Origin of the sequence: Alteribacter salitolerans, from assembly GCF_016901055.1 — a bacterium.
Classification (GTDB): Bacteria; Bacillota; Bacilli; order Bacillales; family Salisediminibacteriaceae; genus Alteribacter; species Alteribacter keqinensis.
The window spans coordinates 426,348-449,386 of the sequence record NZ_JAFEUX010000002.1 but is presented as its reverse complement, the minus strand read 5'-3'; the positions used below and the strand labels follow the sequence as shown (position 1 = coordinate 449,386).

The 23,039-nt window shown below is 39.9% G+C and carries 18 protein-coding genes and 1 pseudogene; 8 read left to right on the top strand and 11 right to left on the bottom strand.

Annotation, left to right across the window (positions count from 1 at the left end; genetic code table 11):
* Positions 1 to 3 precede the first annotated feature (3 nt).
* From JSY36_RS05335 to JSY36_RS05325, 3 genes are all read right to left on the bottom strand, one after another.
* Entirely contained in the window at positions 4 to 1,038 is a 1,035-nt protein-coding gene (locus JSY36_RS05335) for a DctP family TRAP transporter solute-binding subunit (protein ID WP_205165561.1), read from the bottom strand.
* A 25-nt stretch (positions 1,039 to 1,063) separates the two neighbouring features.
* The gene (locus JSY36_RS05330) at positions 1,064 to 1,780 is read right to left on the bottom strand and encodes a GntR family transcriptional regulator (RefSeq protein WP_205165560.1); all 717 of its coding nucleotides are present in this window, start codon (positions 1,778 to 1,780) and stop codon (positions 1,064 to 1,066) included.
* A gap of 738 nt (positions 1,781 to 2,518) precedes the next feature.
* Positions 2,519 to 3,685, bottom strand: coding sequence for an NAD(P)/FAD-dependent oxidoreductase (locus JSY36_RS05325; protein WP_205165559.1), 1,167 nt, complete (start codon positions 3,683 to 3,685; stop codon positions 2,519 to 2,521).
* A 220-nt stretch (positions 3,686 to 3,905) separates the two neighbouring features.
* Between JSY36_RS05325 and JSY36_RS05320 the strand changes: the two genes are divergently transcribed.
* From JSY36_RS05320 to JSY36_RS05300, 5 genes are all read left to right on the top strand, one after another.
* Entirely contained in the window at positions 3,906 to 4,943 is a 1,038-nt protein-coding gene (locus tag JSY36_RS05320) for a hypothetical protein (protein ID WP_205165558.1), read from the top strand.
* Between the two features lie 45 nt (positions 4,944 to 4,988).
* On the top strand, positions 4,989 to 6,401 hold the full coding sequence (locus tag JSY36_RS05315) for a sodium/glutamate symporter (RefSeq protein ID WP_205165557.1): 1,413 nt from the start codon (positions 4,989 to 4,991) through the stop codon (positions 6,399 to 6,401).
* 39 nt (positions 6,402 to 6,440) lie between these two features.
* Positions 6,441 to 7,475, top strand: coding sequence for a GntG family PLP-dependent aldolase (locus JSY36_RS05310; RefSeq protein ID WP_205165556.1), 1,035 nt, complete (start codon positions 6,441 to 6,443; stop codon positions 7,473 to 7,475).
* Positions 7,476 to 7,522: 47 nt separating this feature from the next.
* Positions 7,523 to 8,563 (top strand): ornithine cyclodeaminase family protein, encoded by a 1,041-nt coding sequence (locus JSY36_RS05305; protein ID WP_205165555.1) that lies wholly within the window; start codon positions 7,523 to 7,525, stop codon positions 8,561 to 8,563.
* 138 nt (positions 8,564 to 8,701) lie between these two features.
* On the top strand, positions 8,702 to 9,559 hold the full coding sequence (locus JSY36_RS05300; RefSeq protein WP_205165554.1) for a MurR/RpiR family transcriptional regulator: 858 nt from the start codon (positions 8,702 to 8,704) through the stop codon (positions 9,557 to 9,559).
* Between the two features lie 255 nt (positions 9,560 to 9,814).
* Here the strand turns inward: JSY36_RS05300 and JSY36_RS05295 are convergent, their stop codons facing one another.
* A complete protein-coding gene (locus JSY36_RS05295) occupies positions 9,815 to 9,991 on the bottom strand; it encodes a hypothetical protein (protein ID WP_205165553.1) in 177 nt (58 codons plus the stop codon).
* 96 nt (positions 9,992 to 10,087) lie between these two features.
* On the opposite strand from JSY36_RS05295, the gene JSY36_RS05290 reads away from it, so the two are divergent.
* Positions 10,088 to 11,071 carry an HNH endonuclease domain-containing protein gene (locus tag JSY36_RS05290; protein ID WP_205165552.1) on the top strand — a complete coding sequence of 328 codons (984 nt, stop codon included), beginning with the start codon at positions 10,088 to 10,090 and terminating at the stop codon, positions 11,069 to 11,071.
* A 179-nt stretch (positions 11,072 to 11,250) separates the two neighbouring features.
* Complete coding sequence (locus JSY36_RS05285) at positions 11,251 to 12,132, top strand: AbaSI family restriction endonuclease (protein WP_205165551.1); 882 nt, start codon at positions 11,251 to 11,253, stop codon at positions 12,130 to 12,132.
* A gap of 233 nt (positions 12,133 to 12,365) precedes the next feature.
* On the opposite strand, the gene JSY36_RS05280 is transcribed toward JSY36_RS05285, so the two are convergent.
* The 3 genes from JSY36_RS05280 to JSY36_RS05270 form a co-directional block, all read right to left on the bottom strand.
* Entirely contained in the window at positions 12,366 to 13,271 is a 906-nt protein-coding gene (locus tag JSY36_RS05280) for a branched-chain amino acid transaminase (protein WP_336511445.1), read from the bottom strand.
* A gap of 888 nt (positions 13,272 to 14,159) precedes the next feature.
* A complete protein-coding gene (locus tag JSY36_RS05275; RefSeq protein ID WP_205165549.1) occupies positions 14,160 to 14,729 on the bottom strand; it encodes a hypothetical protein in 570 nt (189 codons plus the stop codon).
* A gap of 199 nt (positions 14,730 to 14,928) precedes the next feature.
* Complete coding sequence (locus JSY36_RS05270; RefSeq protein WP_336511444.1) at positions 14,929 to 15,834, bottom strand: branched-chain amino acid transaminase; 906 nt, start codon at positions 15,832 to 15,834, stop codon at positions 14,929 to 14,931.
* Between the two features lie 263 nt (positions 15,835 to 16,097).
* Here JSY36_RS05270 and JSY36_RS05265 point away from each other — a divergent pair.
* Positions 16,098 to 16,568 (top strand): annotated as a pseudogene (locus JSY36_RS05265) (DinB family protein).
* A gap of 172 nt (positions 16,569 to 16,740) precedes the next feature.
* On the opposite strand, the gene JSY36_RS05260 reads toward JSY36_RS05265, so the two are convergent.
* The 4 genes from JSY36_RS05260 to JSY36_RS05245 all read right to left on the bottom strand — a co-directional run bounded on the left by JSY36_RS05260 (position 16,741) and on the right by JSY36_RS05245 (position 22,979).
* Positions 16,741 to 17,826, bottom strand: a complete 1,086-nt coding sequence (locus JSY36_RS05260; RefSeq protein ID WP_205165547.1) for a methylated-DNA--[protein]-cysteine S-methyltransferase — start codon at positions 17,824 to 17,826, stop codon at positions 16,741 to 16,743.
* Positions 17,827 to 18,297: 471 nt separating this feature from the next.
* Positions 18,298 to 18,912, bottom strand: a complete 615-nt coding sequence (locus tag JSY36_RS05255; RefSeq protein ID WP_205165546.1) for a TetR/AcrR family transcriptional regulator — start codon at positions 18,910 to 18,912, stop codon at positions 18,298 to 18,300.
* A 97-nt stretch (positions 18,913 to 19,009) separates the two neighbouring features.
* Positions 19,010 to 20,398 (bottom strand): MFS transporter, encoded by a 1,389-nt coding sequence (locus JSY36_RS05250; RefSeq protein WP_205165545.1) that lies wholly within the window; start codon positions 20,396 to 20,398, stop codon positions 19,010 to 19,012.
* The gene (locus JSY36_RS05245) at positions 20,376 to 22,979 is read right to left on the bottom strand and encodes a PEP/pyruvate-binding domain-containing protein (protein ID WP_205165544.1); all 2,604 of its coding nucleotides are present in this window, start codon (positions 22,977 to 22,979) and stop codon (positions 20,376 to 20,378) included. The genes JSY36_RS05250 and JSY36_RS05245 overlap by 23 nt, the downstream gene beginning before the upstream one ends.
* Positions 22,980 to 23,039: the final 60 nt, after the last annotated feature.

Genomic DNA, 23,039 nt, shown 5'->3' with positions numbered 1-23,039 from the left:
CCCTTACTGGGTTTCTAATATACTGTTAATGATCTCTTCTGCTTCGCCTCCAAGCTCATCGGTTACAATGGACCATACGGGCTGGGTACGCTCCTGAAATGCCTGCATATCTGTAATTTCAGTGACTTCCATTCCGTTTTCTTCGAGTTCCTTTACTAAAGCCTCGTCCTGTTCCTGGTTCATTTCACGATTTACGTCGCGGCCCGCTGCAGCGGCTTCCAGAATAATATCCTGATGTTCTTCATCTAATTGCTCCCACTTCTCTTCACTCATGAAAAGTGTAGCCGGTGAGTAAACATGGTTGGTAATAGTTAAATACTCCTGGACATCATAAAATGATGCACTGTGAATGACTGACAACGGATTCTCCTGCCCGTCAATAGTACCCTGCTGCAAAGCGGTAAACACTTCAGACCATGCCATTGGCAATGGACTCGCTCCTAATGCATTAAATGTCTCCATACGAACATTACTTTCCGGTACCCTGATTCGCAGCCCTTGAAAATCTTCAGGACTGGTTATTGGTGTACGGTCATTTGTTACCTGTCTAAAACCATCTTCCCAATAGGCTAAATGTTTTAGGTTACTTTCTTCCAATTTGTCCCCCACTTGCTGTCCTATTTCTCCATCCAATACTTCCCACGCATGTTCCCGACTTTGAAAAATATAGGGGAGTGAAAATATATCAAGGGTGGGATTTAGCTGAGCCATCGGAGTGGATGAAATGCCGATGTCAATTGTCCCGACCTGGGCCCCTTCCTGTATTTCACGACCCGTACCCCCGAGCTGACCCCCGCCATAGAGTTCCACAGTAATTTGACCGTCTGTTTCTTCTTCTACAATTTCCTTAAATCGTTCAGCCCCATGTCCCCAGGGATGATCACTTGGTAATTCATAGGCAAAACTCAGCGTAACAGCCTGACCGTTTCCTTCGCTTCCTGCTGCAGATTGATTTTCAGTTGATTCTGAATTCCCACATCCAACCAGAACAGTTCCCGTTAATAAAACAGCAGATAGAATCTTCGTTTTCTTTTTCAACGTATCCCTCTCCTTTTCGGGCTTTTCATTTTCCTATCTTTGAGCTAAGGCTGTCTGCCTGCCATTCACCACCTTTACTTAACTTACCAAAGGTATCCTCAAGTACAACGCTTTCATATTCAGATATGCCTTTAAGGTGATTACGTACCAATGATTCTACTTTTCTCTTATCCTTACTCTCCAAAGCTTTCAGGATTTCAGCATGCTCTTGGATGGAGCGCTCTACGAGCTCACGGCGTGACAAGAATGAAAAACGAAAAGAAACAATATAGTCGTGCATATTTTCAAGGATTTTTACTACTCTTTTTAATTTAGAAGCTTTGATAATAAGCTGGTGGAACTCGTCATGTACCTTCATGAGGTTTGGCAGGTCCCCTTCGGAATGATAGTGAATGGATTTTTGCAGCAGCATATCCAAATATTTCAGATCCTCTTCAGTCAGGTGATCTACTGCATGACTCGAAGCAAGAGGTTCCAGCTCCGAACGAATCAAGTTGATTTCTGATAGACATTCCGGAGTAATTCCTATTACAAGACAATGTTTTCTCGGCTGAATCTCAACCAGTCCTTCAAGCTCTAATTTGTGTAAAGCTTCCCTTACAGGTGTTCTGCTTATTCCCAGCCTGTCCGCCAATTCTGCTTCACTCAATTTCTCTCCTGGCCTGAGCTGCTGATTTAGTATTTCTTTACGAATTTGCTTAAAAGCGTTTTCACGAATGGATAATGTGCTGATTTTTTCCATTATCTAAATCCTTTCTTCTTAATCAACTCTTGTGAAACATTGTATCCCAGTTAGTTTAACAAGTCAAAATATTTTAAATTTTTGTTCAACATGTGGTGACAAAGATTGTTTCGATGTTATAAAAGAAGCAAAATTAAATATAAATGCTTTGATACTATAATTATTGGCATAGTATTTTTCACAACACATTTGTTACATATAGCATTCTTCACTTGAAGTAATGAAACCTTGGAATATTTATTTGTTAATTTTCAACTCCCTTCCTAAATCTAAATTTCTTTCCTGATTAATCCTTCCCCCCACCTTCAACCTTACTTAAACTCACAGTTAAATCTGGGACGCATTCTCTATGTTCTAGACCTATTGAAATCTAATTGGAGTAGGGAGGGATAGTTTAGCGAGATAAAATATTATGACTCTCTGCTTAAATGGTGGATCCCATTGACATGTACATTTAAATAATATACCCCTCATTACGGAAATCCTTAAATTCACTTAGAAGATCTCCACGCGAAAATAATTATATTAATATAAAAACCTTACAGAGGAGAAGAAATTTTAAGGAATAAGTCCTTCGTAGATGAATATAGTAGTAAGTTGTCTATTAAACAAAAAAAGCTAAAGCTGATAAGGAGTCTTGAGATGCTTCCTAAAACTCCCGTCCATTGAAAAAAGAAAAAAGGCTGACACCAATTATATAAATGGTACCAGCCTAATTCGCTTATCCTGTTCATATACTTAACCAGGCATATTCTTTATACTTTCTTTGCTTGAATTCTTAGTTTCATAAGACCTATCGATGGAAAGTTCATCAATTGAAATGGATGGTGTTTTATTTTGAGCCATATCTGATAACACCTGTCCTACTCCTGGAGAAAGTGTGAACCCATGACCGCTAAACCCTGTTGCCAGTAGGTATCCTTCTATATTAGGAACCTTACCTAAAATAGGCACATGATCTTTGCAATAACCCTCTGCTCCGTAATAAGTAAAATCAACTTCAGTGTCTCTTAATTCAGGAAAAATAGATATAACCGTTTTGCGCTGCTCTAAAAGACTTTCTTTGTTAAAGGTTCCTGTAAACTCATCTGGACCAGGTTTGGCGGGGTATCCTCCGCCAGCTCTTATCCTTCCATCTACAGTTTGCTTGAGGGAAATCTTTTTATTTTTCGCACCTATTACGGGTCCGGGTAGTATGTTGGGAGCGGAATATGTAGCAGACATTTGATGACACCGAGGTTTAATAGGAAGAGTTGAACCTATTGATTGGTGAAGTTTGTCAGCCCAAGCTCCCGCTGCATTAATTACAACACTGCTTGCAATAAATCCATTGTTCGTATTGACTCCAATCACTCTATTATTTTGTATTTTTATTGATTGAACTTCCGAACCAGTTCTTATATTTGCTCCCATTCGCCTTGCTGCAGATGAAAACCCTATGGTAGTTAGCAAAGGATTTGCATGACCTCCGTCCATATAAAGTATTCCATAAGGATAATTAGCGGAAAGTAAAGGAAATAACTTTTTCAATTCTTCTTGCTTAACGATACGACCACGTATATTATTTTTTTTATCAACTGATGCCAAATGAGATATTTCTCGGTCACCATAAGATTTATCAAATAACATTATTTGCCCTGTTTCTCTATATTCCAAATCAGCTTCTAATTCTTCTTCAAGAAATCTCCAACGGGAAATACTTGCATGAGCTAAATGTATCTCACGAGTATCCCTATTATTCAGCCTTATTCCTCCTGCCGAAGCTCTAGAGGCGGATCCCTGATTACAAATACCCCCTTTTTCTAATTGAATTACGTTCACTCCATCTTTTGCCAAATGATAAGTGATTGAAGATCCTATTACCCCTCCACCAACTACAATTACATCTGTTTCCTCTGTTTTCAAATTTATCTCTCCTTAGTTTCTTTTATATAATAAAGTTTAAAACACAAATATTATGTTGACAATATTCAGAATTTATATACAATTGAATTTAATAAATCTTTTTTTTAAAAAAATAAATAATATTATTCAACATTTTCAGAAGGGAGTTAATCTTTAGTATGAGTAAGTAAGTTATTTAACTATATTGGTAATTCAGAAGATAATTAGGAGGAGTTTAACAATGAAAGCACCATTATTATTCTTAAATCAAAAAGAAATAAAAAAATGTGGCGGATTAGATATGAAAAAAACTATTGAAATAGTTGAAGAAGTCTTTTCAATCCACCAAAAAAAGGATTATGTTTTACCTAACAAAACTGTATTGCGATGGGGAGAGGTAGAAACCGAAGCAACAACAGGGAGAATTAATGGGATGCCTGGGTATATTGGAGGTCCATACAATCTTTCAGGTATAAAATGGATATCTAGTAACCCCAATAATCCTCGAAACTATAACCTTCCTCGCGCCGCAGGCACAATTATCCTCAATGATTCAGATAATTACCTTCCTATTGCGGTAATGGATGGCACTTTAATTAGTTCTATGCGTACTGCAGCCACGAATGGAGTTGCCGCCAAGTACCTTGCCAATAAGAATTCTAAAACAGTCGGATTAATAGGAGCAGGTGTTTTAAACCGTACTATCCTTCTAGCCCTTAACCAAGTATTACCTCACCTTGAAGAGGTAAAAGTTTATGATCTTAGCTATGAAAGGTCTAATAAATTCATTAAGGAAATGAAGTCTTATGTTCCATTAATTAACCTAAAAGTAGTGGATTCTGCTAAAGAAGCAGTTGTGAATTCTGATGTCTTTGTCACAGCTACTGTCACTAAAGAGCCAATTGTAAAAGCTGAATGGGTCGGTAAAGGTTCTCTATGTCTTCACGTAGGTGGGCATGAATGTGAATTTGGGGTTATTAATAAAGCAGATAAAGTGATCGTAGATGACTGGGATAAGATCAAGAGTAGAGGCAATAAGTCACTTGGCTTCATGTACGCTTCAGGAGAGTTTGATGAAAGTAAAATACAAGCCCAACTAGGAGAAATAGTAAACAAAGTAAAGCAAGGGCGAGAAATTGAAAGCGATTTCATCTATTTCACCAGTACAGGAATGGGCATCCAAGACATAGCAGTGGCAAAAGAAATTTATAATACGGCCATAGAAAAAAATTTAGGTGTGGAATTAGACCTATGGGGAGGCGACACCACTTTTATTTGATTAGTCTAATACATTTATAAATCTACATTATAGGAGGGAATTATTATGTTTCCGATAGAACCTGTTGAATCTGGTACCCTAGCTACGCTGCTTTTTTACACATGTTGCCTAGGAATACTCTTGCTGCTAGGAGTTATCATTCGAGTTAAGGTCAAGATTTTTAAAAGGTTTATTATCCCCGCTTCTTTAATTGCTGGTGTTTTAGGTTTAATTTTGGGTCCACACGGTGTCAACTTCATTCCAGCTGAAATGATGAGTACCTGGTCTGGTTATGCAGGAATACTTATATCAATAGTCTTCGCCCCTATGCTAATTGGATTAACCCTGAATTTCAAGCGTTTTAAGGAAACCCAAACTGTATCACAACTTATTTTTTCGTGGAACACTAGCTTCATACAATGGGGCATTCCTTTGATTATTACCGGATTATTCCTAGCTCCATTATTAGGTGTTAACCCCCTATTTGGTTCCGTGGTGGAAGTAGGTTGGTCAGGTGGACATGGTACTGCTGGTGGTATGAGTCAAGTATATGAAACTCTTGGTTGGAATGACGGTGCCTCTCTTGGATTGACCATTGCAACTATCGGATTACTAATTGGTATTGTTGGTGGAGTTATTATTATTAACTATGGAGTGAGAAAGGGATACACAAATTACGTAGGTAAGGAAGACACTCTGGTACAAGCAGATAAACCAGACTTAATACCAAGCAATGAGCAGAAACCTTCCTCTGTAACAACAATACAAAATGAAATTATAGATGGCTACGCTTTTCACCTAGCCTTAATATCAGTAGCAATATTTATAGGATGGATACTTCAAAGTATTCTAATTCAATATTTAGTGCCTAGTATGCCCCTTTTCCCAATGGCCATGATTGGAGGATTTATCGTTAGTATTGTTCTAAAAAGATCTAGCTTTTATCAAGCTGTGGATATTGAAACTTTCAGACGAATTCAAGGCTTAGCTTTAGACTTCCTGATCGTTTCAGCTGTAGCTACAATCAGTATTCCCGTGGTTATTGAATATGCAGTGCCTATCACAATAATTACAGTTGTGACGTTGGCCTCTATGTTGTTCTTCTTCTTTTATTTTGGTCCTCGCCTATTCGAGAAGGATTGGTTTGAACACTCGATTATTTTAATGGGTACCGCATGCGGAGTCGCTGCTGTAGGATATATGCTTCTACGAATGGTAGACCCGAAACTGCAATCTGATGCATATGTAGCATATGGCTTACGAGCTCCATTTTCTAGTCCTTTTGCTGGAGGAGGACTAGTTACGTCGGTAGTTCCTGTACTTACGGTCACTTTTGGTGCTTTAACAGTTGGTTTTACCAGTGTTGTACTAATGCTCTTAATATTTATGGTAGCAAAATTCTTTGGAATTTATGGTCGTCATAAAAACAGTTACTTCAATTATTCATTACCTAACTATGGAAGTAACCAGTCTCTTTAGTGTATTAACATTTTAAAGCTAGCTGGTATGGAGGATTTTATGATAATAGACTTAAGAAGCGATACCGTTACACAACCAACACAAGAAATGAGAGCTGCTATGAGCAATGCTTTGGTTGGTGATGATGTATATGAAGAGGATCCGACAATAAAAAAATTAGAAAGTATGTCCGCTAAATTATTAGGAAAAGAATCAGCATTATTTGTTACAAGTGGAACGCAAGGTAATTTAATAGCTGTTCTAAGTCAAACGAAAATGGGAGATGAAGTAATCTTAGATGAGAACTCTCACCTTTTCTTTAATGAGACTGGTGCACTTGCTTCTATTGCAAGTGTCCAATCCCGAACACTGAAGGGAAATAACGGAAAAATGTTAATCTCTGATATTATCGAGTCAATCCGCGGAGAAGATATCCATCACCCAAAAACTAGTTTAATATGTCTTGAAAATCCACATGCTCGTGCAGGTGGACGTACTCTATCACTAAGCTATATGAAGGAAGTATTTACACTTTCAAAGGAACAAAACATTTCAGTTCATTTAGATGGTTCAAGGATTTTCAATGCCGCTATAGAATTGGAAGTGAATCCCCATGATATTGCACAGTATACAGATACCGTTCAGTTTTGTTTATCTAAAGGGTTAAGCGCTCCGGTAGGCTCTGTTTTAGTTGGTCCAAAAGAAATTATTGTTCGAGCCAGAAAGTGGAGAAAAGCATTAGGTGGGGGAACAAGGCAAATTGGAGTCATCGGTGCTGCTGGAATTGTTGCATTGGAAGATATGATAAATAGACTTGTAGTCGATCATGATAACGCAAAAGAACTTGCTCTAGGATTAAAATCAATTGTTGGAGATGCCGTCAGCGTAGAAAATACAGAAACTAATATAGTAATGCTCTCTGCAAGAAAATTAGGTTTTGACGCTGCAAATTTCATCAATTTAATGAAATTAAGTGGGATTTTAGCAAACGCACAGGGAAAAGATACCGTTAGGTTTGTTACCCATCGTCACATCACGAAAAAAGATATTAAACAGACGATATCTATTGTAAAAAATATAATAAATAAAAAGTGACTGATTGTTAAAAACTTTTACATTTAAACCTTAAGGAGGAATTCACTTTGGAAAATAGCTTAGATATTTTATATTTATCCCAGGATGACGTTAAAAAATGCGGTGGAAGCGATATGAATTTAATTATTGAAGTTATAGAAAAGGTAATTTCATTACATGAAGAAAAAGATTACTCCCTACCAACTAAATCTACATTGCGATGGGGAGATATAGATGCTGAAACAACAAGTGGCCGGATTAATTCTATGCCTGGCTATATAGGAGGAGAGTTTAAAACTTCAGGGATTAAATGGATTTCAAGCGCTCCGAATAACCCTTTTAAACACAATTTACCCCGTGCAGCAGGGATAATAGTATTAAATAATGAGGAAACTCTCCTACCAGAAGTAATAATGGATGGTACTTTAATCAGCGCAATGAGAACAGGCGCCGTAACTGGTGTAGTTTCAAAACACTTGGCAAAAAAGGAATCAAGAGTTCTTGGTCTAGTTGGTGCAGGAGTACAAAACCGTACTCAACTCATGGCAACTTTAACTGTTTGTCCATTGATTGAAAGAGTTAAGGTGGCTGATTTAAACTTTGAGCGAGCTCAAACTTTTTGTAATGAAATGTCTCTAATATACAAAGATGTAACTTTTGATATTGTAGATGGTGCTGAAGAAGCTGTCAGAGCCTCCGATATATTCATTACTGCAACTGTCACGAAAAAACCGATTGTAAAAAAAGAATGGGTGAGTGAAGGATCTTTACATATTCATGTTGGTAGTCATGAATGTGAATTTGACGTTATTCATCAAGCAGATAAGGTTGTTGTAGATGATTGGGAAGAATTAAAGCATCGAGGTGTGGAAACAATATCAATTATGTATAAGGAAAAAGAATTCGATCCAAATAATATATACGCTGAACTAGGACAAATCGTTAACAAGAAGAGAAAAGGAAGAGAAAATAGCTCTGAAAGGATATACTTCAACAGTGTTGGAATGGGAATTGAAGATGTAGCAGTTGCTAAGTGTATTTATGATAATGCAAAAGAAAAAGGTATTGGTCAGAAATTAAATTTATGGAGTTCCCCTCATTTTGTATAATATATAAAAGCTCCTTTCTACTATAGAAAGGAGCACTTTTGTCTTAATAAGCAACGCTCATTAGTTGTAACGTTCTTATTCGCCGCGTTATAATAATTTCATGTATGTTTTTTGAATATTTAGTACTGGAGGTGCGAGATGAGTATAGAGAACTTCATATTAGATAAGATTAAGTCCTCAAATAATAAAATTACTAAGTCACAAACGTTAGTCGCTGAATTCATTTTGAAGAACCCAGAAAGGTCTACATACATGACAGCTAATCAGATAGCTATGGAAGTAGGAGTGAGTGACACAACGGTGATTCGTTTCGCCACAACGTTGGGGTATAAACGATTCACTGACTTGCAGGATGATTTTCGTAACATGATTATTAATAGAACGGTCCAACGACTCCAAACTTCAAATAATAAAGTTGGGGAGAATAATGCGCTTAGTGTAAGTTTTCAACAAGATATCGAAAACTTAAAAAGAACCTTAGAACAAATTGATGAAACCGAGTTTAACGAGGTTGTTGATTCCATAGGTACTGCAAATAACATATACATTATCGGGTTGCGATCTTCAACTGCTGATGCTACTTACTTAGGGTTTTCTTTGAATGCAATGTTAGGAAACGTCAGGGTAATAACTAATACTGGTATTGAATTAGAGGATTGTCTCTTAAATTCCTGTCAAAAGAGTATTATCATTGCATTCACTTATGGCCGTTTTACTTCTACTACTGTGGAAGTGTTACAATATTTAAAATCCAAAAAGAAATGTAAAGTTGTAACAGTAACTAATAGTGTTCATTGTCCTACAATCCCATTTAGTGATCACATTTTTTTAACTGAAATAGAATCTTTTACTCCACTTCAATCACATGTTTCCTCTATAGCATTGTCAAATGCGTTTATTTCTGCGATAGGGAAGAAACAAAGAGGAAAGGTCGAAAATAATCTAAATACCCTTGAGCAATACTTTAATTTGACCAGTACTTTTCACGAGAAATAAAGAATCATTTTTTCTATCTAAGAATTTTATTGGAAAAACAATTTCCTCATATACCGCATTTATATTTCAGAAATAACACTCTAATTAATGTTACTGAAATTTTCATTTGAAACTATAAAATTAAAACACCTTTTCAATTGATCACATTCATTTATACTAAGTGGCTTCATATGAGCTATTTTATTCCTTATATTAATAATATTATAAAGTTGTTGAATCTCTGCTAATGTGAAAGTATGCGTTAGTGGTTTATACTTAAATAATTTCATGAAAATGAAGATTATTAATATCCTTCTTTTCTTTTATAGTATGACCCCAATTAAGTCCATACTCATTTGTCATTTTAATCTTTATGTAATCTATTAATATATGATTCAAATTAAAAAGTATTTTATATGCTTCTGCCATTTTATTATCAATATTATTATTCAAGGGTGGTCCTCCCACTAGTTTTTAACATATAATTTAAATCAACAATAGCAAAAAGATATACAACAATCACTATTAAATAAATAGGTGGTTAAATTAATGAGCCATAAACTAAAAGAAGGTAAGCTTCGGAATGCTTACCTGACAAATGAAGAGATTTGGAGGATTTTCTCCTCGTTTTTGTCTTCCAAGTCTGTTAAATCCTCTACATACAAATATGTTCTCATGAAATCGATGATTGAGAACCTTTATGACGTTAATGAGAAGCTCGAGCTTTCCTATGACCAGCTGGCTTACACGTTTGCGAAGGTCTACTGGAATATGGTTGTGGTGCACGGGATCGAGAAGCACAATCCCGGCAGCCGGAATGCTGCGGCGGCTACGATTGTGATTGAAGAGCGGCAAACGTACGGGATTCCGAGTGACTACAGCTTCGATAAAATTGCCTCTTCCGTTCAGCTTCGAATGATTAAAAAAATCAAGCAGGCGATGAAGGTGAATGTTTTCGGTGCTCTTTTTGGCGATACGAAAGGGAGCTTTTATGAGTTCAGTCACCGGACAGAGTACTTCCGGTTCGATCCAAACGTTTATTCGTTTATGCTGAACTATCAGCTTCTTCTTACACAGCTCACAAACTTCCATATGGCCAAAAAGATTGAAGAACTGAACGGATGTTCTGTGGATCACGTCATTATGAAGGTGGAAGACATTACGAAGCGCGGCAATCTCAAGCCCTTTGAGAGAGTGCTTCTTCATTATTTTGAACAGCGCTGCTTTTACTGCGAGAAGGATCTCAGCCATGGGAAAAGGCAGATCCACGTGGATCACTTTGTCCCGTGGTCCTTTGTCCAGTCCGATCAGATCTGGAACCTCGTTCTGGCCTGCAGCACGTGCAACACTTCAAAGAGTGATAAGCTCGCCGATGTCCTGTATCTGGGTAAGATCAAAGAACGGAATGACGAACTGGTTACCCTAAGAGAGACGGACATTACACCTCTTCTTGAAAGCTACCGGGAGGAAAAGATTCAGAAGATGTATGTGTATTCGCAGAAAAACGGCTATGATCAGCTTTGGGCTCCTTAATTTTTATAAAAGAGTTTAGTAGTAAAAGTCTTATACAAAGAGGAGTTGCTGGTATAGCCTGGCTCCTCTTTTCTGTGCTTCTTCAAATAGTTTTCGTATACTACCTTTGCCTTTCAAACACAGTTGCAAATAAATTCAAATGATATAATTGTTAACACACTATAGTAGAGGTGCAAAAAATGAACAGACGGGACTATTTAGTACGAACGTTTTCCAGAACAAAACGTAAAGACTATGAAAACTACGTTTTAACAGCCATCTGGCACAAGCTTGATAACCTTAATATTTTACCGGCCAGTCAACAGTACATTAAAAGGGCAAATGGTTCATTTGCCTTGATGGATCTATACTTTCCACAATTGCATATCGGTGTGGAAGTGGATGAAGCGCACCACAAAAACCAAAAGCATATGGATGAGCTAAGGATGGATGACATCATTGCCTCGATTTCAGAGGAGGAGATTGATGATTTTCTTTGTTTAAGAGTGGACGTTACTCAATCTATTGAAGAAATTGACCAACAGATCCGGGAGGCAGTAACGATCATTCGGAAACGTGCCTCAACTATAGAGTTACACTGGTTAACTTATGAAGAACAACTGGTTGAACTGAAAGAAAAAGAAGTATTGAGCGTTTATGACGATGTCTCGTTTATGAACATTAAAGATATTGCCAATACCATTTTCGGTAAGCAGGCAAAGGGTTATCAGAGGAGCTGTTTCCGAATATATGAAAACACATGGCTCTGGTGTCCTAAGTTATCCATTGAGGTCGATGGCGTCAAAAAATCCGTTGCAAACGGCTGGATCAATACGTTAGCTTCCGACTGGTCTTACATAGATGAATCTCACGAATCAACTGAGATTGTGGAAGCGCGCAAAAACGGTTTCCAAAAAGAAGTGGAACAAAATCAGAAACGAGCTGTTTTTGCAAAGTACAAAGATATTCTTGGTCATAACAGGTATCGCTTTATCGGGATTTTTAAATGCACCGGTCTGGCTCCCGGTGATTCGACGACTATTCGGTATGAGCGTATTGAAGAACAAGTTTCAATATTATAATATAGCCATACAAAAAAGAGGATGATTTACCAGAACATAACCCTTCATGACAAAGTATTCAATTCTTAACGACTTTATAGGTAAGTTAGGTACTCATCGACCCGGCGTCCAATTATCGTTAAAAGATTGATTCCATACTTTAAGCGAATGAAAGCTCGATATGTCCGCCGATTTTTTTACATGAAGCTGATTTATTTTGCTGAAGATCAATCCGCACCTTTGCCTCCTTCCTTTTACCAGACCGGAGTGAGATAGCGGCGGTAGGCAGACGTTTGGCCGAGGACAATCTGACTGTACAGCTGCTGAAGCCGGGCGGTGACCGGTCCGGTTGAGCCTGTTCCGATCGTGCGATGATCCGTTTTAACGACGGAAACGAGCTGGATGGCGGTGCCCGTAAAAAAAAATTCGTCCGCTGCATAGAGTGCGGATTTAGGCAGGCTCCCGATATCCGTTTCCAGACCCAGTTCCTGTTTGGCGATGGTGATCACCGTGTCCCTTGTAAGTCCTGGAAAAATGTCATCAGAGGCAGGGGGAGTGAAGAGCCGGTTGTTGTTGACGATGAAAAGGTTGCTCGTGCTCCCTTCGCTGATGTTGCCGTCGCGTGTGAGAAAAATGGCATCGTCTGCTCCGGCCAGCACTGCATCCGAAAAGGCAAGGGCGGAGTTCAAGTAGCCGGAGATTGATTTGATGAACGGCGGGATCGTATTGGAAGAAATCCGGAGCCAGGAGGACGTGAGGGTTGAAAGTTCGTTTAAGGAATAAATCCCGGGTTCAACAAGAGCGATAAAAATCCCGTAGTTGCCGTTCACCAATGATGGACGGAGTGAATCTTCGTCAATATAAGCAACAGGGCGGATGTAAATATTCCCCTTGATGTTATTCAGCTTCAACAGGTCAACAGTAATCTCACACAGGTCACCGACAGAGTAAGGCAAAGTAATGTACAGCGTGCGGCAGGCGTCAAGAAAACGGGAATAATGATCCGCAAGGCGAAACAAGTACAGCTGTTCATGCTCCTCATTCCAGTACCCCCTGATGCCCTCGATCACACCGAGACCGTAATTAAGGGCTTTATTTTTCACCCCGACAACTGCTGTGCCGGCAGGTATGAATTCTCCGTTCATAAAGGTATACTCCACGGCCGCCTCTCCCCCGATTACGAATTAACGTTCTTCTTACATATATAGGAAAAACAATACAATCCCATGCAAAATAAAAACGCATGGATTGACTCGAAATTAAAGCAGGAAAGTGAAACTCTCCCAGCAGTTGAATTATCCCTGTTTTTCTATTTAAGATATGTCGAAAGGGACAAGGTTTTCCCCACTTAGCCATGTTGATGTCACAAGACGATAAAGTGTTGGATCAGAAACGTTTGTACCGGCGGTTGGGATTACGGGGCGTCGGAGCAGAATAAAAACTTCTCCCTCCTTTTCATCAGCGAACAAAAAAGGCTGAAGCTAATGATCTCCGCCTTACGATCATGCACTCACCAACTAATGTAAAAATCATCCACCTATTTTATACTTTCACTACGTCCACGATTTCGATTCCCTCTAAATCTCCTTCGATATCCCGTATAAAAAGAACTTCCTAACAGGTATTTGCATACTCCGCATACTCTTCCCTCCAATACGTAAACGAAAGCAGCCAATGATACGCCCTCCCCTCGCAAACGGCAGGTACCGGGATTGCGAAAGAAAGATTTTGGGGTTTGTCATTTGAGGATGGATCTCCGGCCGGACTCATGGCATTTATGAATCCGAAAGCTTGTTAATGAGAGGGCAAAATGAGGCTTTCATTTTACTAAAGACCACACTTAAAGGGACGGTTAACTATCGAAACCTCACCAGGAATGACTTTCTGCAGATTCCTTCTTTCGTTGGTTGGATACAAAGAAACAGCGCCCCTGACGCGGGGTGCTGTTTCTTCACTTACGTACCTATTCTAAGAGGGCTTCTTTCTTCGTTTGAACCACTACTTTATCAATCGTACCTACTCCTTAGACAATTACAATGCAAACTGCATTAAAAAGGAGTATAAGATAAACTGGCACTAAACGAGAGTTGGGTGATATCAGCTGCTGAAGGATTAGTCTCCTGAAGCGTCCTCACACGAATACCAATACGATCACCCTCAGCGACTTCCAATGAATCAAGATTAATATTCGTTGCTGTACGGAAACCGTTAGGGTTACCAGGTGTAATGACGTTATTCGGAAATCCAAATCTAACTGAGCTGGTTAGGGGAGTTGTCAAGTATGGTGATGAACTATGATCAATCCCGTTATTAGGAACTGAAGGTGCACGGAATACTGTAAAATCATATTGAAGACCCAGAGTATTTATTGAAGTAACAGCAGCAACCAATAAATCTGCACTTACTTGTAGATTTTGAACGGTACCGTCAAAGGGAATTGGGAAAGCAAAACCACCGGCTTCTGGTGGACTGGTTGATTCTCCAGCAGCGTCAATAACTTGAACCGTACTACTGCCAAAACCCATTAATCTCGGAGCTGCTGAGACTACCGTAGCACCACTGAGGATGATACCAGTTGAAAATGGAATTATTCCTCCTCCTGGGATAATTACTCCCATGATCTCACCTCTTTCTAAATTTGATTTAATTTATCATATTAAAAGTCTGTTTGAATAGAACACCGAAGTACCCGTTTAACCCAAAAAAAAGGAAAAACAAGTAATACATTCGGTTTTTTATTTGTACACACGATTCAATCCGGTCAGGTGTTCACCACAAGAGCTGGATGCTGATTTTTCGCAGTTTGCCTCTTCCCTTTTACCAGACCGGAGTGAGATAGCGGCGGTAGGCAGACGTTTGGCCGAGGACAATCTGACTGTACAGTTGCTGGAGCCGGGCGGTGACCGGTCCGGTTGTACCTGTTCCGACCGTGCGATGATCTGTTTTGACGACGGAAACGAGCTGGATGGCGGTGCCGGTAAAAAAAATTTCGTCCGCTGCATAGAGTGCGGATTTCGGCAGGCTCCCGATATCCGTTTCCAGACCCAGTTCTTTTTTGGCGATGGTGATCACCGTGTCCCTTGTAAGTCCTGGAAAAATGTCATCAGAGGCAGGGGGAGTGAAGAGCCGGTTGTTGTTGACGATGAAAAGGTTGCTCGTGCTCCCTTCGCTGATGTTGCCGTCGCGTGTGAGAAAAATGGCATCCTCTGCTCCGGCCAGCACAGCTTCCGAATAGGCGAGGGCAGAGTTCAAGTAGCCGGAGATTGATTTGATGAACGGCGGGATCGTATTGGAAGAAATCCGGAGCCAGGAGGACGTGAGGGTTGAAAGTTCGTTTAAGGAATAAATCCCGGGTTCAACAAGAGCGATAAAAATCCCGTAGTTGCCGTTCACCAATGATGGACGTAGCGAATCCTCGTCAATATAAGCAACCGGGCGAATGTAAATATTCCCCTTGATGTTATTCAGCTTCACCAGGTCGACAGTAATTTCACACAGGTCACCGACAGAGTAAGGCAAGGTGATGTACAGCGTGCGGCATGCATCAAGAAAACGGGAATAATGATCCTCAAGGCGAAACAAATACAGCTGCTCATGCTCCTCGTTCCAGTACCCTCTGATGCCCTCGATCACACCGAGGCCGTAATTAAGGGCTTTATTTTTCACACCGACAACTGCTGTGCCGGCAGGTATGAATTCTCCGTTCATAAAGGTATACTCCACGGCCGCCTCTCCCCCGATTCCGAATTAACGTTCTTCTTACATATATAGAAGAAACAATACAATCTCATGCAAAATCACTGGTTATGGTCTCAGAGAAGTTATTTCATAAATTGCTGAAAATAGGAGCCATTTGCTTTTGAAACCACTTCTCCCTTTGCGAGGGATTTTTTTGCTTTAGTATAAAAAAATAAAGTATGTTCGAATCTTGTAATACCATAGGGAATTCGTTATGATTAATAAAAACTTTTGGGAGAGGAAAAATAATGACACCTGCCAAGGATGTTTTGCTAGACCAATTACTTGCAAATGCGAATGATACCAGTGGGTATTTTTCTTTTGAATAAGCTGCTAATGGAATTACAGAAGAAGAAGCACATTGGAAACCCTCCTCAAAAAGTCATAGCATATTTGTAATCGTACAGCACCTTCTTTACTGGAATAAAACTTGGCAAAAAAGGTTTGAGCAATCTGATGTAAATGGAGTAAAAAGTATTGGAGATAACAAGGAAAGCTTCACTATAACAGATAGTACCAATTTTGTAGATTTGAAGGTTGAATTAATGGATACACTCCTATATTGGCAAATTTCCAGTGAACAAAAACTAGACTTTAAAGCTAAAGGATTTCCTGTTGAAGCAGAATGGTGGGCCCTTATTGCTAACAAAGCGACTCATAATGCTTATCACATCGGGCAAATTGTATACTTGAGAAAATTGTATAAAGAAATGGCTTAATGATTGCATGTGTATTCACAGTAAAACGGTTACATATAGCTTTGGTACCTTAATCTTTAAAAATTTAATAAAAGAAGTAATTTTCATATAGAAAGAGGAGCTGCAGCGTCAAGCACAGCTCCTCTTTCTCGATATCTGCGGAAATTCAATAAGGCTCTCTTTTACACAAAAGCTACATACTATTTTCGCAGGTTTCATTTGATTCAAGATAAGTTACTCCTTGTTTTTCATGATTTATCAGCCATTTTTTACGGGCAGTTCCTCCTCCGTACCCGCCTGTTTCACCGCAGGCTCTGATGACTCTGTGACAAGGGATAACAATCGCAATCTGATTGGCACCATTTGCATTGGCAACCGCACGTATGGATAACGGTTTTCCAATTGCGGATGCCATTTCAGTATACGTCCGTGTTTGACCATGAGGGATCTCCCGCAGTTTTTTCCACACCTCTTCTTGAAAGGGGGTGCCAATTGTCTTAATGGTTGTTCTGAAATCAGTCAGGTGACCCTTAAAATAAAGATCCAATTCCCTTTCAATCGAAAGCGTATGTTTGGTTTTGCCCGGAATAACCGCTGACTTGGTTTTATGCCTCAGACGTTCTACCTCACGCTCCAACCCTTTGCGGTCCATAAATTCCAGGAGATAAAGACCATCCTCATCTGCAATAATAATCATGGGACCGAGTCGTGTATCAAACCAGGAGACCTTTAAGATGTTCCTTTCTTCAGTTAACGAAGGGGCGTTTCCCATAATGCGGGAAAACGCATCTCTAAACCCGCTGCTGGATTCATACCCGGAGGACAACTGAGCTTCGATGACAGGTTTGCCCGCTCGGATTTCTTTCATCGCAATGCCCATTCTTCTTGCGCGGGCATATTCAACAAACGTCATACCAAATCTTTTTTTGAACTGACGCCGGGCGGTAGAGGGGTCAACAGATAATTCCTTGAAGTCCTTTTCTTTCCATCTTTTTTCCGGATTCTTTTCAACCGCTTCTACAAGCGTTTGAACTATCTCCGGTACATGATTAGGGTGGGACAAAGGCCGGCATCTTCTGCAGGGACGAAACGAAGCGAGAAGCGCTTGCTGCGCCGTTAAGTAAAACTCGCAGTTTTCGAATTTAGGCTTTCTTGCAGGGCATGTCGGTCTGCAAAAAACAGACGTTGTTTTGACTCCTACGAAGAAAACACCATCAAATTCTGTATTTTTTTCGAGAAACGCTTGATAGAATTCCTCTTTACGGTGTAACGAAATCACTTTACCACCAGCCTCCACTTCTTACTTTGTTTGGTTCTCCTTCTATTATAGAGATCCATTTCAATCATGCAGCCGATATTCAGGCATTGATTTTTAAGTTTACTCCTTTAAGCTTTAATTCCATGTGAAAAGTAAAGGTAGTGTTACAATATCCGATTCTTCATACTAATAAAAATACGTGAAATAAACCCTTTATCCTTTATTATATAAACGGATAATCTGTACTCTTCCAACAAAAAACAAAGCGGTAACATCTGATTTCAACTAAAAAGTATTAAAGAGGTTGAAAAAGAAACCCATAAAATACCCCTTCCAAAGCAGTCCTGTGGGCAGAGTTGGTTTCGAAAGGAACGGTTAATTTGCAAGAAAATGTCCTATTGTAAGCAGGAAAATGAAAACAAAAAAGCTGCCCACTTTAGCAGCTTCTTTCTTTACAGCTTTTCCTTTTTTGGGGGAAGTGTTAACGGCGGCCTAACTACCCGGCTTATTAACTACTCCGTTTAAATATAAGTCATAAAACTGCCTTATAAATTCTTTCAAATTATCCTCTTTAGTATAATAAGGCGAACCTTGGAGTGAACGGATCATGGCATGTCGCATAGCAAGTGTGTACTGAATTAAAAAGTCTGTGTCAATATCAACCCTGATGAGCCCGTCAACCTTAGCCATACGCATCAATTCCTGATACTTGGGCAAGCGTATCTCTTTTACCCATTGTGTATAAAGCGTAACCATCTCCGGATAGTCTTCCCTCAGTTCTTCTATGAAGCCTGATTGAAAGAACTCTTCATACTCATCCATGTCAAAGACACTCATAAAAGATTCATAGGTGAGTTTATGGTGTTTTCCACTCTCCACAACAGTCTCCAGCTTTTTAAAGTTTGTTTCAAAGACTTTTTCAAGAACGTGTTTAATAATGTCTTGCTTATCTGCAAAATATTTATAAAATGTCGCTTTACTTACTTTCGCCTCACGCGTAATTTCTTCTACCGTTATAGAACGAACCCCTTTACTGAGAAATAATTTCTCAGCGGTAAATAAGATCACTTCAAGCTTTTTTGATTTCCGATTGGAATCCTTTAACATTTTCCGGCAACCTCCCGCTATTTTCCACCAAAAGCTGTCTTCATATCAGCTATAAATTCACTTCAATGCTTTTGATATTATTCAAGGCATGAACTGCTTATATAATATCATGTGACCGAAGCCAGAAAAACGAGATAGTAAAACCAATGAAGGAACTGATACTCAGGAACAGAAAAGTAAAGGTAAAATGATTAATACCCGCCGGTTCAGATGAACCTAGTGACAGGAAAACGGTCAAGACTGGAATGCCAATTCCTCCCCCTAAATTTCTTGCTAACTGAATAACCCCTCCTGCTACAGCCTGCTCATTTTCACCTGCTGCATTTTGAGCAGAGGTAATAATTGACAGTGAAAGTATACCGATTCCCAGTCCGATGAATAGGATAATTAAAGCCGCCCAACTATTAACCATACCTGATACGTTCATCACAGAAAAAATTACTAACCCTGCATTAACAAGAATCCAACCGGATAAAATTGCAGTTCTATCAGTAGTTTTTTTCATTATCATCCCGCCAATAAGGGACCCTCCCCCTACACCGACCATAAGAGGTATCAGAAGTACACCCGGATTTGTTTGCAAGGGTCCCTCCAACACACTTACTGCAAAAAGAGGGAGAATAGCAATTATTCCATACATCACCATACCGCCCAGACAGGCATTTATTAAAGAGAGACTAAACAATCGTTTTGAAATCAGCCTCTTTGGAATGATAGGGGCGGGGTGCTTTCTTTCATGCTGTATAAACCAAAATGCGGTCACAAAACTGGAAACAAAAAACACAAAAGTTAATAGACTCCATCCTGTATGGCCTAATCGTGTCAACCCCTGTACCGTCGCAATTACAGAGATCCCCAATAACAAAGCTCCCAAATAATCAAAACTTTTTAATGCGCTGCTCTGCTTTTGTATCCGTTCTCCTGAGTGCCGCGACAAGTAAATAAGGAGGAGGGAGAGGAGACATACCGGCACGATGATGTAAAAAGCCCATTCCCAGCTGTATAATCGAGCAACTCCCCCTCCAACCAAAGGACCAGCTATGTTTGCAGTCATCTGTGTAATACCGTATAAAGCCAGGGCTTTACCGCGATTACTTCTGGTAAAAAGTGTGCTTATTAAAGCAATGGCAGCAGGGGCAACCGCCCCGGCACCCACTCCCTGAATCACTCTGCCGGCAATTAACGTTTCAATGGACTCAGCCATACCACAAAACAAAGTACCGGCTGTAAAAACCATAAGACCAATAGAAAACAATTGCTTGTGACCATAAATATCAGCCATTTTTGAGAAGAATGGGATGGTAACTGTAGATATAATTAGAAAACTACTGAAGACCCACCCATATAAATGAAGTCCACCTAATTCTTCAGTAATACTCGGAAGGATAGTAGCAATAACTGTTTGCATCATCATGTTCGCAGCAGTGCCAATAAGGACTCCTATATAAGCAGTAATGATAAACTTACGCATGGTTTGCTTCTTCAAGCAATAAAACCTTCCCTGAACTTCCGTTAATCATTACTTTATCACCGGTCTTTAATTTTTCACTTACTCGTTCAATACCGCTTACTGCCGGAAGTCCGTATTCTCTCGCTACAATCCCCCCGTGTGAGGCTGTACCACCCGTTTCCATAATTAAAGCACCAGCTGTAAGAAATAAAGGGGTCCAGCTGGGGTCGGTACTGTGTGTAACAAGGATTTCCCCTTCTTTTAACTTAGCGTTTGCAGGATCATGAATGACCCGGACAGTACCTGTGTATTCACCAGATGAGATAGGAACGCCATGCAGCCCGTCTTCGTTGCTTGAATCAGCACTTTCATACAAACATTCGCCTGTATTGGTCATAAACCGGGGAACGGTTTTTATTTTCTTTTGCTTGTAAAAGGTCTTCTTGCGCTCTTCAATAAGTTCGTATAGAGGGACTGACAGACCTCTCACTTCAGACCGCTCCAAATAAAACACGTCGTTTACTTCTTTAATAAATCCATTGTTTACTAACTCCTCGCCGGCCTCCTGCAGGATTTGACGGATCAGGGCAAATGAGCGAATTAAATCAAATTTCGGTCTTTCACGCAAGCCCAGGGTTTTACGCATATAGAGGCAGTCTTTTTCAATTTGTCTCGCAGCGCGGGCGCCTTTTTTCTCCTTCACTTTCGTAACAATCGAAGAGATTGCCTTGTCAGCATTATCATTATGTTTGTTTAGTTTGGCATGAAGAGATTCTGTATCCATTTCCATATATGACTCAAGCAGGTTCATAATATAGTCCGGTTTTTCTCTCCAATTTGGATTTCCCACATCCAGCTCCACATTCGACCGGTGACCGTAACTTTCTAAAAAATGCATAATAAAAGGGTGTGTAACACTGAGTTTCTCATTCTTCATTTTGAGTTCATAAGCAATTTCCATGAGCCGGTAACCCATTGCGGAGGTAGGGCTGTTTGGAAGACCCTGAATAACCGGTGCCATATAGTCATCACTTCCAAGCCATTCCCATAAACGTTTTCTTGCTCTTTGATCCGCTTTAAATCCCGGAAGAAAGTAGGCACACTGATGAAGAATTACCTTCATCGCACTCTCCATAATCGTATCAATGAGCTCTATCTTTTCAGCTGGGGTCTTGCATTTCAAAGCTTTTTCATTCATTGTTTTCAAATGATTTTCTGCGAGCGTAATACACCGTCTTTCTGCATGTTGAGGCTGGATAAACGCTCCTGCTGTTCTTAACGCAAATCGGCTTGCTACAAGGAGGGATTTTGGAGGAAAAGGCAGTTTACTCCTTTTTGAAGTGAGCTCACCTTTATTTCTTTCTACAAATTCCGTCAGAACTTTTCCTGCAACCGGGTCTTTATCACTAATGTTTTCAGCTATTTTCTCAGCACGCTTAGGGCTCCTTATGAGTTCGGTAAAATCCCAGTAAACCCTGCCCGCTGCGGTCTTAAACCCTCTTGGTTGTTTCTCCACTTTAATACCCACTGTTTTTAGAGCTGCCCACATTTCCAACCGTTGAATCTCTAATCCCATTGGGGTGAATGGTTCACTGATGCCTTGAGCTACACGCGTAAAGGAAAAGTAAAAACGAAGTCCATACTTCTTCGGATCGTCATTTTTAACCGGCATAGGATGAAGACCGGTTACAGGTCTGGCTTGAACAATTTGTGCCGCACCCTGGCCGATGACCCATTCTGTGTCCATTGGCTGTTTGTAATACCTGTCAACAGCTTGAGCCATTTCAAATAGTTGCTTTAGCTCCTTGTGGTTTAGACTTTCCTTCCGCTGAAGTAATTCCGGTACGGCTGTTTTCACATTTCTGCCGTTTGACCTTATCATCTGGGTTTCTTTTTTTTCAATTACAGACGAGATTAATTCCCCTGTCTTTTTATCCAATACGAACTGGTCAGGGGTGACTATGCCCGAAACTACCGCCTCTCCCATTCCCCAAGAAGAGTTAATATACAGTTGATCGCGCCGGTTGTTCATAGGATTGACTGTAAACATCACTCCTGCACTATCACTGTTAACCATTGCTTGTACAACGACAGCAAGAGACAGCACCTTATATTCTTGTGGCACATCATGCATCATTCTGTATGAGATGGCCCGGGCATTCCATAGGGACGCCCAGCATTTTTTTACAGATAACATAAGCTTCTCTTCCCCGGTTACATTTAAATAGCTATTGTGTTGACCTGCAAAAGACATATCCGGTAAGTCTTCTGCTGTTGCGGAGGATCGAACGGCTACAAATGGGACACCCAATCCGTTATATGCCTCAACAATTTGGGAGCGTACCGCTTCGGGAATGAACGCCTGATTTATGAGAAGTTTAATTTTATATGACACTTCTTCCAATGCATTCATGTCATCAGCAGAAACCCCTTTAAGCATAGCGGCAATCCTGTCCCCTAATTGGTTTTCTTCAATAAACTGATCGTAGGCCTTCGTTGTTACGATGAACCCGTCCGGGACAGCTAACCCTCCCTGAGTCATCTGTACCAGGTTCATCCCCTTCCCTCCAACATCATTCAAACTTACCTTTTGTGTCGTGGAAAAATGAGTAATCATTTACTTCACCCCGCTTTTATATTTACCATTACTAAACGATTTTATATAAAAACGTTTATT

Excerpts from the sequence above, each read along its gene's own strand:
- JSY36_RS05275 (WP_205165549.1), bottom strand. The coding sequence starts at position 14,729 with ATGGGAGTAATTATCCCAGGAGGAGGAATAATTCCATTTTCAACTGGT.
- JSY36_RS05245 (WP_205165544.1), bottom strand. The coding sequence starts at position 22,979 with ATGATTACTCATTTTTCCACGACACAAAAGGTAAGTTTGAATGATGTT.
- JSY36_RS05290 (WP_205165552.1), top strand. The coding sequence starts at position 10,088 with ATGAGCCATAAACTAAAAGAAGGTAAGCTTCGGAATGCTTACCTGACA.
- JSY36_RS05300 (WP_205165554.1), top strand. The coding sequence starts at position 8,702 with ATGAGTATAGAGAACTTCATATTAGATAAGATTAAGTCCTCAAATAAT.
- JSY36_RS05320 (WP_205165558.1), top strand. The coding sequence starts at position 3,906 with ATGAAAGCACCATTATTATTCTTAAATCAAAAAGAAATAAAAAAATGT.
- JSY36_RS05310 (WP_205165556.1), top strand. The coding sequence starts at position 6,441 with ATGATAATAGACTTAAGAAGCGATACCGTTACACAACCAACACAAGAA.
- JSY36_RS05330 (WP_205165560.1), bottom strand. The coding sequence starts at position 1,780 with ATGGAAAAAATCAGCACATTATCCATTCGTGAAAACGCTTTTAAGCAA.
- JSY36_RS05285 (WP_205165551.1), top strand. The coding sequence starts at position 11,251 with ATGAACAGACGGGACTATTTAGTACGAACGTTTTCCAGAACAAAACGT.
- JSY36_RS05255 (WP_205165546.1), bottom strand. The coding sequence starts at position 18,912 with ATGTTAAAGGATTCCAATCGGAAATCAAAAAAGCTTGAAGTGATCTTA.
- JSY36_RS05315 (WP_205165557.1), top strand. The coding sequence starts at position 4,989 with ATGTTTCCGATAGAACCTGTTGAATCTGGTACCCTAGCTACGCTGCTT.